This window comes from Streptomyces lucensis JCM 4490 (assembly GCF_014650035.1).
GTDB lineage: Bacteria > Actinomycetota > Actinomycetes > Streptomycetales > Streptomycetaceae > Streptomyces > Streptomyces lucensis.
The window spans coordinates 218,298-233,103 of record NZ_BMUE01000006.1; the positions used below are offsets into that span (position 1 = coordinate 218,298).

The window sequence follows — 14,806 nt, forward strand, 5'->3', positions numbered from 1 at the left end:
GGCGGCTGTTTTCCGGTCCCCCCGAAGTACGGATGTGGTCGGTTCTGCATTCACCCGTACTGCACCGGGGACGACGACGCTCCCCAGACGTCACGCGGTTCCCGGTGGTGTGCATGCCGCACAGACTACGCACCCCCAAAACCCACCGAGCCCTGAAGTTCACCCCAAATCGGGCAAGTTGCCTCCAACGAATCGGTGATGTGATCCCGTTCACCACCTTCCCTCTTGTCGCACACGGAAGGCCGTTCTATCGTCGTGATGTATCGAGTCGATACATCAGCGCGAGATAGAGGCGCTGCAAGGAACTGCGGGACCAGCGGTCCGATCTGCGGAGACGAGGGGAGGCGACAATGAGCCGGCGCTCCGGCATCCTCGAGTTCGCCGTGCTCGGCCTGCTCCGCGAGTCCCCCATGCACGGCTACGAGCTGCGCAAACGACTCAATACGTCACTGGGTGTGTTCCGTGCGTTCAGCTACGGGACCCTGTACCCCTGCCTCAAGACGCTGGTCACCAACGGCTGGTTGATCGAGGAACCGGGAAGCACCCACGAGGACGCCCTCGCCGCGCCCCTGGCCGGACGCCGCGCCAAGATCGTCTACCGGTTGACGGCGGAAGGTAAGGAGCATTTCGAGGAACTGCTCTCGCAGACCGGCCCCGACGCGTACGAGGACGAGCACTTCGCCGCGCGCTTCGCCTTCTTCGGTCAGACGTCGCGGGACGTGCGCATGCGCGTCCTGGAGGGCCGGCGCAGCCGCCTGGAGGAGCGCCTGGAGAAGATGCGCGCCTCCCTGGCGCGCACCAGAGAGCGCCTCGACGACTACACACTTGAGCTCCAGCGCCACGGGATGGAGTCCGTGGAGCGCGAAGTGCGCTGGCTGAACGAGCTCATCGAGAGCGAGCGGGCCGGGCGGGACCGGAAAGGTTCCGCGCCCGGGGGGTCCGCTCAGCAGGACATCACCACTGGATCGACGGGCGGCCTGCCCCGTACCGGAGACGACTCCGGCACGGATACGCCCGGCGACACCGCCACGTGAGTGCCCAGTCAGGGCCTCACTCGTACACACAGGGAGCAACCGGAATGGGTTCGGTTCGCGTAGCCATCGTCGGCGTGGGCAACTGCGCCGCGTCGCTGGTGCAGGGCGTCGAGTACTACAAGGACGCCGACCCGGCGTCGAAGGTCCCCGGCCTGATGCACGTGCAGTTCGGTGACTACCACGTGCGCGACGTGGAGTTTGTCGCGGCGTTCGACGTGGACGCCAAGAAGGTCGGTCTCGACCTGGCCGACGCCATCGGCGCCTCCGAGAACAACACCATCAAGATCTGCGACGTGCCCAGCACCGGTGTCACCGTCCAGCGCGGCCACACCCTCGACGGCCTCGGTAAGTACTACCGCGCCACCATCGAGGAGTCCGACGCCGAGCCGGTCGACGTCGTCCAGATCCTGAAGGACAAGCAGGTCGACGTCCTGGTCTGCTACCTGCCCGTCGGCTCCGAGGACGCCGCGAAGTTCTACGCCCAGTGCGCCATCGACGCCAAGGTCGCCTTCGTCAACGCCCTCCCGGTCTTCATCGCCGGCACCAAGGAGTGGGCGGACAAGTTCACCGAGGCCGGTGTGCCGATCGTCGGTGACGACATCAAGTCGCAGGTCGGCGCCACCATCACGCACCGCGTCATGGCGAAGCTGTTCGAGGACCGCGGTGTCATCCTGGACCGCACGATGCAGCTGAACGTCGGCGGCAACATGGACTTCAAGAACATGCTCGAGCGCGAGCGCCTGGAGTCCAAGAAGATCTCCAAGACGCAGGCCGTCACCTCCCAGATCCCCGACCGGGACCTCGGCGAGAAGAACGTCCACATCGGCCCCTCCGACTACGTGGCCTGGCTGGACGACCGCAAGTGGGCCTACGTCCGCCTCGAGGGCCGCGCCTTCGGTGACGTCCCGCTGAACCTGGAGTACAAGCTCGAGGTCTGGGACTCCCCGAACTCCGCGGGTGTCATCATCGACGCCCTGCGCGCCGCGAAGATCGCCAAGGACCGCGGCATCGGCGGCCCGATCCTGTCGGCCTCCTCGTACTTCATGAAGTCCCCGCCGGTTCAGTACTTCGACGACGTGGCCCGCGAGAACGTCGAGAAGTTCATCAGCGGCGAGGTCGAGCGCTAGAGCGCCCAGAGCGCCGCTCGCACGAGAACGCTCCTGCCAGGGCGGTGAAGGTCCCCGGGTTTCCCTACCCGGGGACCTTCCGCATGAGTGAGGGTGTGACCCATGCCAGTCGTACGTGACCTGCGCGTCCTGCTGCGCCTGCGGAACTTCCGGCGCCTGCTGTACGTCCGCCTGCTGTCGCAGGGGGCCGACGGCGTCTACCAGGTGGCGCTCGCCGCGTACGTCGTCTTCTCACCGGAGAAGCAGACCTCGGCGTCCGCGATCGCCTCCGCGATGGCGGTGCTGCTGCTCCCCTACTCGGTCGTCGGCCCCTTCGCGGGCGTCCTGCTGGACCGCTGGCGACGCCGGCAGGTCTTCGTGTACGGCAACGGACTGCGCGCCCTGCTGGCCGTGGCCACAGCCGTGCTGATGATCAGCCGTGTTCCGGACTGGCTCTTCTATGTGTCCGCGCTCTGTGTCACGGCCGTCAACCGCTTCGTCCTCGCCGGGCTGTCCGCCGCCCTGCCCCGTGTGGTCGACACCGAACGCCTGGTGCTGGCCAACTCACTGTCGCCGACGGCCGGCACGCTCGCCGCGACCGCCGGCGGAGGTCTCGCCTTCCTCGTGCGCCTCGTGGCATCGGGCTCCGACGCCGCGGTGGTGCTGTTGGGCGCCTTCCTCTACCTGTGCGCGAGCCTGGCGTCCCTGAGTATGGCCCCCGGGCTCCTCGGCCCCGACCGGCAACCGGCACGGCCGCACCTGACCACCGCACTCGCCGACACCGCACGGGACCTGCTCGCGGCGGTCCGGCACCTGGCCGCCCCCCGGCGCAGGGAAGCGGCCTGGGCGCTGGTCGCCATGACGCTCATGCGCTTCTGCTACGGCGCACTCCTCGTTCTGCTGCTCATGCTGTGCCGCTACGCCCTTACCGTCGGCACCGAGGAGGGCCTGCGGCTGCTGGGCCTGGCGCTTGCGCTGTCGGGTGCCGGATTCTTCACCGCGGCCGCGGTGACGCCGTGGGCGGCGGGGCGCCTCGGCCCGGGCCGCTGGATCGTGGTGTGCTCCGGGGCTGCCGCGGTACTGGAGCCCGCCCTCGGCCTTGCGTTCGCCACGGGGCCCCTGCTGATCGCGGCCTTCGTTCTGGGTCTGACCACCCAGGGAGCCAAGATCGCCACGGACACGATCGTGCAGGCCTCGGTCGACGACGGTTTCCGAGGCCGGATCTTCTCCGTGTACGACGTGCTCTTCAACGTGGCGTTCGTCAGCGCGGCAGGGGTCGCTGCCCTGATGCTTCCGCCGGACGGTCGCTCGGTCATGCTGGTGGTGCTGGTAGCCCTGATCTACGGCGGCGTCGCCGTGTCCCTGGCCCGCTTCCAACGACAGTGGGGCAGGCAGCGCTGAGGGTGATGTTTCACGTGAAACATCACCCTCAGCGCTGTGAACGCGGGACGTGTTTCACGTGAAACATCGCCCGCCGATCCGTCTCAGCTCTGCTCGGCCCACCAGTCCTTGAGAGCCGTCACCGCCGAGTCGTGGTCCATGGGCCCGTTCTCCAGGCGCAGCTCCAGCATGTGCTTGTACGCCTTGCCGATGACGGGCCCCGGGCCGACACCGAGGATCTCCATGATCTGGTTGCCGTCGAGGTCGGGGCGGATCGCGTCCAGTTCCTCCCGCTCCTGGAGCTGGGCGATGCGCTCCTCCAGGCCGTCATAGGCGCGGGACAGCGAGGCCGCCTTGCGCTTGTTGCGCGTGGTGCAGTCGGAGCGGGTCAGCTTGTGCAGGCGGTCCAGCAACGGGCCCGCGTCACGGACGTAGCGGCGTACCGCCGAGTCCGTCCACTCCCCGGTGCCGTAGCCGTGGAAGCGCAGATGCAGCTCGACGAGCCGCGAGACGTCCTTCACCAGCTCATTGGAGTACTTCAGAGCGGTCATGCGCTTCTTGGTCATCTTGGCGCCGACCATCTCGTGGTGATGGAACGAGACGCGGCCGTCCTTCTCGAAGCGCCGCGTACGCGGCTTGCCGATGTCGTGCAGCAGGGCGGACAGCCGCAGCGTGAGGTCCGGGCCGTTCTCCTCCAGCGCGATCGCCTGCTCCAGAACGATGAGCGTGTGCTCGTAGACGTCCTTGTGCCGGTGGTGCTCGTCACTCTCCAACCGCAGGGCCGGCAGCTCGGGCAGCACGTGAGCGGCGAGACCGGTGTCGACGAGCAGCGCCAGGCCCTTGCGCGGGTGGCGGGAGAGGATCAGCTTGTTCAGCTCGTCCCGGACGCGCTCCGCCGACACGATCTCGATCCGTGCCGCCATCTCCGTCATGGCGGTGACGACCTCCGGGGCGACCGCGAAGTCCAGCTGGGCGGCGAACCGGGCCGCCCGCATCATCCGCAGAGGGTCGTCCGAGAACGACTCCTCGGGCGTGCCCGGCGTCCGCAGCACTCGCCCGGCCAGGTCTGCCAGACCGCCGTGGGGATCGATGAACTCCTTCTCCGGCAGCGCCACCGCCATCGCGTTGACCGTGAAGTCGCGTCGGACCAGGTCTTCCTCGATGGAGTCGCCGTAGGAGACCTCGGGCTTGCGGGACGTGCGGTCGTACGCCTCCGACCGGTAGGTGGTGATCTCGATCTGGTAGCCGCCCTTGTGCGCGCCGACGGTGCCGAAGGCGATGCCCACCTCCCAGAGGGCGTCCGCCCACGGCCGGACGATCTTCAGTACGTCCTCGGGGCGGGCGTCAGTGGTGAAGTCCAGGTCGTTGCCGAGACGGCCGAGCAGCGCGTCGCGGACCGACCCGCCGACCAGGGCCAGGGAGAACCCGGCCTCCTGGAATCGACGGGCGAGATCGTCGGCGACGGGGGCCACCCGCAGCAGCTCGGTGACCGCGCGCTGCTGCACCTGGCTCAGGGCAGAGGGAGTGTCTTCGTTGGGGTTCGGCACAACAGAAGAGGGTACGTGCCTCGCGCCGCCGGAGGCGCCTCCATTAGGGCAGGGGCCGGCTCGGGCATACCCGCCGCAAGCACTGCGCTTGCGGCGTACGCCTGCTCTCCCGTCGATACTGGACATAGAGGACGCGTCACCATCGTGCTTCGATCTTGTGCGGCAGACCACGGCACTTCCCCTCGGCGCACATCGTTACCATGCGTGGACGCACAATCCGACGACCACTGATGACGAGGGACGGGCGAGCGCGTGGCCGAGGCGGCTGAATACCAGGGGCCCAGTCCCTCACCTGCCCGCCGGTGGCTGCGGCGCAGCGGCGCGGTGCTCGCCGGTGTGCCTCTGCTGGCCGGGCTGCTCCAGCTGCCCGCCGCGGCGCCCGCCGAGGCCGCCTCCTCCGGCACGGTGTCCGTCTCGCTGGACTCCCTCGGACCCAGTGCCCCGACGGACGGGGACACGCTGACCGTCTCCGGCACGGTGACCAACAAGGGCAAGCAGCCCGTCACCGACGCCCACGTGGGCCTGCGTGTGGGCGCCCTGCTGAACACCCGCGCGTCGATCGACGGCATCGCCCAGCACCCCGACGATCTGCAGGGCGGCACCGGTCCGGAAGTCGGCGGCAAGTACGTGGAGAAGTTCGCCAAGCTCGCCCCGGGGGTCGCCCAGCACTTCAGCATCTCCGTCCCGGTGGACAAGCTCGACCTCGGCGAGGACGGCGTCTACGAGTTCGGCGTCTCCCTGTCCGGCAAGACATCCGCCCAGTCCTGGGACCAGGTGCTCGGCATCCAGCGGACCTTCCTGCCGTGGCAGTCCTCCGAGGCCGACACCAAGACGAAGACGACGTTCCTGTGGCCGCTTCTCTCCACGGTCCACATGACGGCCAGGACGGGCGCGGGCGAGCAGCAGACGCCGATGTTCCTCAACGACGACCTGGCCAAGGAACTCGCGCCGGGCGGCCGGCTGGCGCAGATGGTGAACCTGGGCAAGGACCTCGACGTCACCTGGGTGATCGACCCGGACCTGCTGGCCTCCGTGGACGCGATGGCGTCGGGCACCTACCGGCTCCAGGGCGAGGGGGACACCAGCACGCCCGGCTCCAAGGAGAATCAGGCGCTCGCCAAACAGTGGCTGGCCGACCTGCAGAAGGCGGTGACGGGCAGGGAGGTCGTCGCGCTGCCCTTCGCCGACCCGGACCTGGCCTCCCTCGCGCACAACGGCACCAGCGTCACCGGCTCGCTCAGCCACCTCAAGGACGCGACCGACGTGGCCGCCATCACCGTCAAGACGGTGCTCCACGTCACACCGAGCACCGACTTCGCCTGGCCCGTGAACGGCGCGGTGGACCCCTCCATCGTGAAGGTCGCGACCTCCGCCGGAGCCGACCGGGTGATCGCCCGCAGCGACAGCCTCCAGGACACCGCGGCACTGACCTACACGCCCTCCGCCGCCCGCCCGGTCGGCGGAGGCACCACGGCGGTCGTGGCCGACGCCCGGCTCTCCACGGCCTTCGAGGGCGACCTGACGAAGGCGGGCTCGGCCACGCTCGCCGTGCAGCGGTTCCTGGCCCAGAGCCTTGAGGTGAACGCCCAGACCGACCAGCAGCGCAGCATCGTCGTCGCTCCTCAGCGCCTGCCCACGGCGGCCCAGGTGCAGGCGATGGCGGCAGCCGCGAAGGCACTCCAGGGCGGCACCTGGAGCCAGTCCCAGGCCCTCACCTCGGCGGCCAAGGACAAGCCCGACCCCAGCGCCACCACACGCATCCCGTCGACGTCCGCCTATCCGGTCTCGCTCCGCCGGCAGGAGCTGCCGAGGACGGCGTTCGAGCAGGTCGCGCTCACCCAGGACAAGCTCGACAACTTCCAGGTGATCCTCTCCAGGCAGTCCCGCGTGGTGACGCCGTTCGGACGGGCCATAAACCGTGAGATGTCCACGTCGTGGCGCGGCCGGAACGCGGAGGCGGACAGCTACCGCAGCGATGTCGAGACGTGGCTCGACGGCCTGGCCGACCAGGTGAAGCTGATCGAGAAGTCGGAGACCAAGCTCTCCGGCCGCAGCGCGACCATCCCGGTGACCGTCCAGAACAACCTCGTCCAGCCCGTCGGTCACCTGGTGCTGCGCCTGACGTCGACGATGCCGACCCGTCTGAAGATCCACGGCAAGGCCTACTGGGAGCAGCCGGTGGAGGTCTCCGGCGGGCACAGCCAGTCCGTGAAGTTCACCACCTCGGCCAACGCCAACGGCCGTGTCACGGTGATCGCCCAGCTGTTCACCCAGGACGGCCAGGAGTACGGCGACTCGGTCAGCTTCGACGTGAAGGTCACCGAGGTCACGCCCACCGTGATGCTGGTCATCGGCGGCGGCGTGCTGCTCCTCGTCCTCGCCGGTTTCCGCATGTACACCCAGCGCAAGCGCGCGTCCGCCCGGCAGGCCGGGGACGACGGCCCCGGCACGGACGGCGAGGGCACCGACGAGCCCGGGAACCCCGAGGCGCCCGGAGACCGTCTCACCGAGGAGTCCGGCTCCGCCTCCGGAGCAGACGGCCCGGAGCAGGCGAGTGACCCTGCACCGGACACCGCACCGGAAAACGCCGACCCGTCCGGGACGGGTGAGAGAGTGGACCGTTGAGCGATGTCGTGGCCGGTGGGCCCGGGACGATGAGGTGGGGTAAGCATGAACGCGCCGTACGACGGTGAACGCGGCCAGGGCGCGGCCGGCTCGGGCTACCCCGAGACGCCGCCCGAGCCCGGGCAGGTGCCGCCGCAGCACGCTGCGGACATGTACCTCCAGGACGCCTATGGGCAGGACCCCTACCAGGCGCACGACCTGACCGCCCAGGACCCGGTCGCCGAGGCGCTCTACGACCGCGCCGCGCACCCGCCGCCGCCCCCGGGCTCCTACGAACAGCAGCAGCCGCTGTACGCGCCGCCCGCCCAGTCTCCGTACGCCCCCGATCCGAACGTGTGGGCGCAGACCCCGGCGCCCGAGCCGGGGGGCGCGACCCTGCACCTGCCGTACGGCGAGGACCCGCGGACGACCCAGTTCGTGGGCGTGGACGATCTGGTGTCGCACTCCGGTGAGGAGCACCACGAGCCGGACGCCTTCGCGCACCTCTTCAAGGACCAGCAGCAGAGCGGCGGACACGCGCCCGCGAACTCCCCGGGCGTCCCGGGGCCGGCCACCGCCCCCGGCTACGGGCAGGCGGGCACGGGACAGCACCCGTCGCCGTACGACCAGGGACCTCAGCAGGGGAGCCCTTACGCCCAGGCCCCTTACCCGGCTGCTCCGTCCGCTGCCGGCACCCCGCCGCAGCCTCCGGTGCCGTCTCCGGCCGCCGCCCCGGACCCGGCTGGTCCGCGCGGCGCCGCGGCGGCCGGGGCGTCCGGGGCTCCCTCCGTACCCACGGCCGCGGCCGCCCCCGCGAAGAAGGGCGGCAAGGCCGCCGGGCTGCTGAAGTCCAGTGCCGTGATGGCGGCGGGCACGATGGTCTCCCGCCTCACCGGCTTCATCCGCTCCGCGCTGATCGCCGCGGCCCTGGGTCTCGGCTTCCTCGCCGACTCCTTCCAGGTGGCCTACCAGCTGCCGACGATGATCTACATCCTCACCGTCGGCGGCGGCCTGAACTCCGTCTTCGTGCCACAGCTGGTGCGGTCCATGAAGGAGGACGAGGACGGCGGCGAGGCCTTCGCCAACCGCCTGCTGACGCTCGTCATGGTGGCGCTCGCCGCACTGACCGGTCTCGCGATGTTCGCGGCACCGCTGCTGGTGCGCATGCTGTCCCCCACCATCGCCGACAACCCGGCGGCCAACGAGGTCGCGGTCACCTTCACCCGCTACTTCCTGCCGTCGATCTTCTTCATGGGCATCCACGTGGTGATGGGTCAGATCCTCAACGCCCGCGGAAAGTTCGGCGCGATGATGTGGACCCCGGTCCTGAACAACATCGTCATCATCGTCTCGCTCGGCATGTTCATCTGGGTCTACGGCACCGCCGCCAACTCGCACATGACCGTCACCAGCATTCCGGCGGAAGGTCAGCGGCTCCTCGGCGTCGGTGTGCTGCTCGGTCTGGTCGTGCAGGCCCTCGCGATGATCCCGTACCTGCGGGAGACCGGCTTCCGGATCCGCCTGCGCTTCGACTGGCGGGGCCACGGCCTGGGCAAGGCCGCGATGCTCGCCAAGTGGACGGTCCTGTTCGTGCTCGCCAACCAGCTGGGCGCCATGGTCGTGACCCAGCTGTCCACCGCCGCGGGCGACGGCTCCGGGGTCAAGGGCACCGGTTTCGCCGCCTACGCCAACGCCCAGCTGATCTGGGGTCTGCCACAGGCCATCATCACGGTGTCCCTGATGGCCGCCCTGCTGCCGCGCCTGTCGCGCTCGGCCGCCGAGGGGGACGGAGGGGCCGTCCGCGACGACATCTCCCAGGGGCTGCGCACGACCGCGGTCGCCATCGTGCCCATCGCCTTCGGCTTCGTCGCGCTCGGCATCCCGATGTGCACGCTGATCTTCGGCTCCGCGGGCATCGGCTCGGCCACCAACATGGGCTACATGCTGATGGCCTTCGGCCTCGGCCTGATCCCGTACTCGGTGCAGTACGTCGTCCTGCGCGCCTTCTACGCCTACGAGGACACCCGCACCCCCTTCTACAACACCGTCATCGTGGCGGCGGTCAACGCGGCTGCCTCCGGGCTCTGCTACCTCCTGCTGCCTTCCCGCTGGGCGGTGGCCGGCATGGCCGCCGCCTATGGCCTCGCCTACGCGATCGGCGTCGGCGTCGCCTGGCGGCGCCTGCGCAAGCGGCTCGGCGGCGACCTCGACGGCGCCCGCGTGCTGCGGACCTACGCCCGGCTCGGCCTCGCCTCGGTCCCGGCAGCCGTGCTCAGCGGCGCGGCCTGCTACGGCATCGGGCACACCCTCGGTCAGGGCATCATCGGCTCCTTCGCCGCACTGATCGTCGGCGGTGCCGTCCTGTTCGGCATCTTCTTCGTGGCCGCCCGCCGTATGCGCATCGATGAACTCAACTCGCTCGTGGGAATGGTCCGCGGGCGTCTGGGGCGCTGAGGCGGGGGTAGGCGCACAACCATCGTCCGCTGCCGTGTGTCGTGCATAGCGGCGGACTGTGGGCACAATTGGTTTCGGCGTCGGACAGCGTGCAACGGATGGGGAGGCAGGGACGACGGTGGCGGAACGGAGCACGGCTGCCGTCGACGTGGCAGACAACAGCGGTGAGCAACCGCTGACCGCCAAGGCGGACCAGGCCACGGCCGACGGGGTGGCCAACAACCCGGAGCGGGACACGGACAGCGCAGAGGCGCAGGGGAGCGGCGGAATCGACGGTCCCGGGCAGAACGCCTCTCCTCCCGAACTGCACAGCGGTCACAAGCTCGCCAGACGCTACCGGCTGGAGGAGTGCGTCACCCGTCTGGACGGATTCAGCAGTTGGCGTGCCGTCGACGAGAAACTCCGGCGTGCCGTCGGCGTTCACATCCTGCCCGCGGACCATGCGCGGGCCCGCTCCGTGCTGGCTGCGGCCCGTTCCTCCGCGCTGCTCGGCGACCCCCGGTTCGTCCAGGTCCTCGACGCCGTCGAGGAGAACGACCTCGTGTACGTCGTGCACGAGTGGCTGCCCGACGCCACCGAGCTGACCACGCTCCTCACGACCGGCCCCCTGGAACCGCACGACGCCTACCAGATGGCCAGTCAGATCGCCTCCGCCATGGCCGCCGCGCACCGCGAGGGCCTGGCCCATCTCCGGCTGAACCCGAACGCCGTCCTGCGCACCTCCACCGGGCAGTGGCGGATCCGTGGCCTCGCCGTGAACGCCGCGCTGCGCGGCATCAGCTCCGACACCCCGCAGCGCACCGACACCGAGGCGATCGGCGCCCTGCTGTACGCGGCGCTGACCCAGCGGTGGCCGTACGAGGACGACGCGTACGGCCTGTCGGGCCTGCCCAAGGACATCGGGCTCATCGCACCGGACCAGGTGCGGGCCGGTGTCCACCGCGGCCTGTCGGAACTGGCCATGCGGGCCCTGGTCAACGACGGAGCCACCGCGTCCCGGCACGAGGCCCCGTGCACCACGCCGGAAGAGCTGGTGAAGGTGATCGGCGAGATGCCGCGCATCCGCCCGCCGGAGCCCGCGTTCACGGCCCCGCCCGAGTACCAGCGCACGACCTACCAGCAGGGCACGTACGGCCGGCCCGCACCGCATCCCGGTGCCACCCAGCCGGTGACGGCCCCACCGCCTCCCCTGCAGAGCCGCACCGGCAAGGCCCTGAAGTGGGCGGTGTCGGCTCTCCTCATCGCCGCCCTGGGCCTGGGCAGCTGGCAGTTGGCGGACGCGTTGATGGACCGGGGCGACAAGTCCAACGACACCAACAGGACACAGACGCAGCAGGGCGGCGACAAGGGCCCGAAGGCGCCGACGGCCGGCAAGCCCGTCGCCATCGAGGGCGCCCGGGACTTCGACCCGTTCAGCACCGACCAGTCCGAGAAGCCCGCCGACATAGACAAGGCGTACGACAAGGACCCGTCCAGCTACTGGCAGACGGACTTCTACCTCGGGCCGAAGTTCGGAAACCTGAAGTCGGGTGTCGGCGTCATCCTCGACCTCGGCAAGGTCCAGCAGGTGGGCAAGGTGAAGATCGTCTTCAAGGGGGAGACCTCGGTCGAACTCCGTGCCGCCGGCCCGGGAACGACGTCGGAGCCGACGTCGTTCGACGCCTTCGGCAAGGTCGCCTCGGGTTCGGGCACGTCTGTGACGCTCCAGCCCGGCAAGCAGCTCAAGACCCAGTACCTGCTGGTGTGGCTGACCCAGCTGCCTCCGGCCCCCGACGAACCGGGCCACTGGCGGGGCAGGGTGGCAGACATCAAGGTGACCAGCTAAGTTCCCCCCGTGGAGGGGCACATGGCAGAGGGCGCCGTATTCGACGGGGTGAGCGACCGCGATCTGCTCGCTCGCCATGTGGCCGGCGACCCCGATGCCTTCGGGGAGATCGTGCGGCGGCACCGGGACCGGCTGTGGGCCGTCGCGCTGCGGACGCTGGGCGACCGCGAGGAGGCCGCTGACGCCGTCCAGGACGCCCTCGTGTCCGCCTTCCGGGCCGCCCACACGTTCCGGGGCCAGTCGGCCGTCACGACGTGGCTGCACCGGATCACGGTGAACGCCTGCCTCGACCGGGCGCGCAAGACGGCCTCGCGCAAGACCTCACCCGTCGACGACACGGAGCGCCTGGAGCAGCTGCTGGAGCCGCACGAGTCGGCATCGGCGCCCGCTGAGCGCAACGACGTGCACCGGCAGCTCCTCGAAGCACTCGGCACCCTTCCGTACGAGCAGCGGGCCGCTCTGGTGCTCGTCGACATGCAGGGCTACCCCGTGGCGGAAGCCGCCCGGATACTCGACGTGCCGACGGGGACGGTGAAGAGCCGCTGCGCCCGGGGCAGGGCGAGGCTGCTGCCCCTGCTCACCCATCTCCGGCCCGACGGTGCCGGAGGCGAAAAAGACTCCGGCTCCGGACGGAACCGCGCGACGGGGACATCCGTCCCACCGGCAACGGGGTCTGCAGAGGAAAGCACCGATGACACCGGACCCAGTGATTCAGCCGTAGTGAAGGGCGGAGGTGGGCGAGCGTGACTTCCACGACAGACACGGCCGGGCACCCGGACGTCGCGGAGATCTCCGACCTCACCGAAGGCCTTCTCCCGCCGGACCGCAGCACGGACATACGGCGCCACCTGGACGCGTGCGAGCTGTGCGCCGACGTCCACGCCTCTCTGGAGGAGATCCGGGAACTGCTGGGATCCGCTCCGCAGGCGCAGCGCATGCCGGACGACGTGGCCGAACGGATCGACGCCGCCCTCACTGCCGAGGCGATACTCGGCACCTTTGCGCCGGACTCAGCGGACGCACCCCTCTCAGGTCCGGACGCCTCGGTCCACGAGAGCGATGACGCTCCTGTTTCACGTGAAACATCGGCCCCGTCTGTCCGTCCGTCCGGCCGGACGGACGCAGCGACCGGTCCGGGACGCAAGGGCCGTGAGCGGGGCAGGCGCCGGAGGCGAGTGGTTCTGGGCGCCGTTCTCACCGCGGCAGTCCTGGGGGCCGGATCCCTGGCCCTGCAGGCACTCAGTGACCACTCCTCCCACCCCACCGCCCAGGGACATCCGACTCCGTCCGCCGCCGCCTTCTCCGGCGACAGCGTCCAGAGCCAGGTGAAGGATCTCCTCGCCGCCAAGAAGGTCACGCGCAACGGCGCCGACAGCCAGCGGCCCTCGGGAGAGGTCGGGACCGAGCGGACCTCCCCGGGAGCGACCGAGAGCGCCAACACCCTCATCCAGACCGAGCCTCCCGTCCCCGACTGTGTCCGGCAGGCGCTTCACCGCGGCGGCACCGTTCTGGGCGCCAGGACGGGGACATACGAGGGGAAGGCCGCTTATCTCGTGGTGGTGCCGGACGCCAAGGACAGTGAGCGGGTCATGGCCTACGTCGTAGACGCGGCCTGTGTCCGTGAGCAGCACGCGGCCGCCGGCAAGGTCCTCCTGAAGCAGTCCCTCGCCCGTCCCTGAGTCCGCTGGGGGCGGTTCCTCAGTCCTTCCACGGGGAAGCGTGTGCCAGGGCACACCGGGAATGCGCGCCCCGTAGGATCCGTTGGGTGGTGTGAGAGTCCCGAAAGGGGCTCCCACCGGTCGACTGACGCAGACCAGAGACGAGGAATCAAGCCGTGAGCGACGTCCGTAACGTGATCATCATCGGCTCCGGGCCCGCAGGCTACACGGCGGCGCTCTACACCGCGCGCGCCTCGCTGAAGCCCCTGGTGTTCGAAGGCGCTGTCACCGCCGGCGGGGCGCTGATGAACACCACCGAGGTCGAGAACTTCCCGGGCTTCCGCGACGGCATCATGGGCCCCGACCTGATGGACAACATGCGCGCCCAGGCCGAGCGGTTCGGCGCCGAGCTGGTTCCGGACGACATCGTCTCCGTCGACCTGACCGGTGAGATCAAGACGGTCACCGACACCACGGGCACGGTCCACCAGGCGAAGGCCGTCATCGTCACCACCGGGTCCCAGCACCGCAAGCTGGGGCTGCCGAACGAGGACGCCCTGTCCGGTCGAGGCGTCTCCTGGTGCGCCACCTGTGACGGCTTCTTCTTCAGGGACCAGGACATCGCCGTGATCGGCGGCGGTGACACCGCGATGGAGGAGGCCACCTTCCTCTCGCGGTTCGCCAAGTCCGTGACGATCGTCCACCGCCGTGACACGCTCCGCGCCTCCAAGGCCATGCAGGAGCGCGCCTTCGCCGACCCGAAGATCAAGTTCGTGTGGGACAGCGAGGTCGCCGAGATCCAGGGCGAGCAGAAGCTCTCCGGTCTGAAGCTGCGCAACATCAAGACCGGCGAGCTGTCCGACCTGCCGGTGACCGGTCTGTTCATCGCGATCGGTCACGACCCCCGCACCGAACTGTTCAAGGGCCAGCTGGACCTGGATGAGGAGGGCTACCTGAAGGTCGCCGCCCCGTCCACCCGCACCAACGTCACCGGTGTCTTCGGCGCCGGTGACGTGGTCGACCACACCTACCGCCAGGCGATCACCGCGGCCGGCACCGGGTGCTCCGCCGCTCTGGACGCCGAGCGCTTCCTCGCCGCCCTCGCGGACGAGGACAAGGCGGAGCCCGAGAAGACCGCCGCCGTCTGACCTTCCCCCCTTCCCTCGCCCCAGCGCACGATCAAGCTAAGGAGCCCGCA

10 protein-coding genes are annotated in these 14,806 nt (G+C 69.8%); 9 read left to right on the top strand and 1 reads right to left on the bottom strand.

The window, feature by feature from the left end; genetic code table 11:
- Window positions 1-350 precede the first annotated feature (350 nt).
- From IE177_RS16230 to IE177_RS16240, 3 genes are all read left to right on the top strand, one after another.
- A complete protein-coding gene (locus tag IE177_RS16230) occupies window positions 351-1,034 on the top strand; it encodes a PadR family transcriptional regulator (protein ID WP_190016041.1) in 684 nt (227 codons plus the stop codon).
- A gap of 44 nt (window positions 1,035-1,078) precedes the next feature.
- Window positions 1,079-2,161, top strand: coding sequence for an inositol-3-phosphate synthase (locus IE177_RS16235; protein ID WP_190016042.1), 1,083 nt, complete (start codon window positions 1,079-1,081; stop codon window positions 2,159-2,161).
- Window positions 2,162-2,263: 102 nt separating this feature from the next.
- A complete protein-coding gene (locus IE177_RS16240; protein ID WP_190016043.1) occupies window positions 2,264-3,541 on the top strand; it encodes an MFS transporter in 1,278 nt (425 codons plus the stop codon).
- An 83-nt stretch (window positions 3,542-3,624) separates the two neighbouring features.
- On the opposite strand, the gene IE177_RS16245 is transcribed toward IE177_RS16240, so the two are convergent.
- Window positions 3,625-5,067 carry a CCA tRNA nucleotidyltransferase gene (locus tag IE177_RS16245; RefSeq protein WP_190016044.1) on the bottom strand — a complete coding sequence of 481 codons (1,443 nt, stop codon included), beginning with the start codon at window positions 5,065-5,067 and terminating at the stop codon, window positions 3,625-3,627.
- Window positions 5,068-5,319: 252 nt separating this feature from the next.
- Between IE177_RS16245 and IE177_RS16250 the strand changes: the two genes are divergently transcribed.
- The 6 genes from IE177_RS16250 (at window position 5,320) to trxB (ending at window position 14,756) form a co-directional block, all read left to right on the top strand.
- Window positions 5,320-7,692 (top strand): DUF6049 family protein, encoded by a 2,373-nt coding sequence (locus tag IE177_RS16250; RefSeq protein WP_190016045.1) that lies wholly within the window; start codon window positions 5,320-5,322, stop codon window positions 7,690-7,692.
- A gap of 45 nt (window positions 7,693-7,737) precedes the next feature.
- Complete coding sequence (gene murJ / locus IE177_RS16255; protein ID WP_190016046.1) at window positions 7,738-10,125, top strand: murein biosynthesis integral membrane protein MurJ; 2,388 nt, start codon at window positions 7,738-7,740, stop codon at window positions 10,123-10,125.
- A 118-nt stretch (window positions 10,126-10,243) separates the two neighbouring features.
- Window positions 10,244-11,950, top strand: a complete 1,707-nt coding sequence (locus tag IE177_RS16260) for a protein kinase family protein (RefSeq protein ID WP_190016047.1) — start codon at window positions 10,244-10,246, stop codon at window positions 11,948-11,950.
- 21 nt (window positions 11,951-11,971) lie between these two features.
- A complete protein-coding gene (sigM, locus tag IE177_RS16265; protein ID WP_190016048.1) occupies window positions 11,972-12,697 on the top strand; it encodes an RNA polymerase sigma factor SigM in 726 nt (241 codons plus the stop codon).
- Entirely contained in the window at window positions 12,694-13,629 is a 936-nt protein-coding gene (locus IE177_RS16270; protein ID WP_190016049.1) for an anti-sigma factor family protein, read from the top strand. The genes sigM and IE177_RS16270 overlap by 4 nt, the downstream gene beginning before the upstream one ends.
- A gap of 155 nt (window positions 13,630-13,784) precedes the next feature.
- Window positions 13,785-14,756 carry a thioredoxin-disulfide reductase gene (gene trxB / locus IE177_RS16275; protein WP_190016050.1) on the top strand — a complete coding sequence of 324 codons (972 nt, stop codon included), beginning with the start codon at window positions 13,785-13,787 and terminating at the stop codon, window positions 14,754-14,756.
- Window positions 14,757-14,806 lie beyond the last annotated feature (50 nt).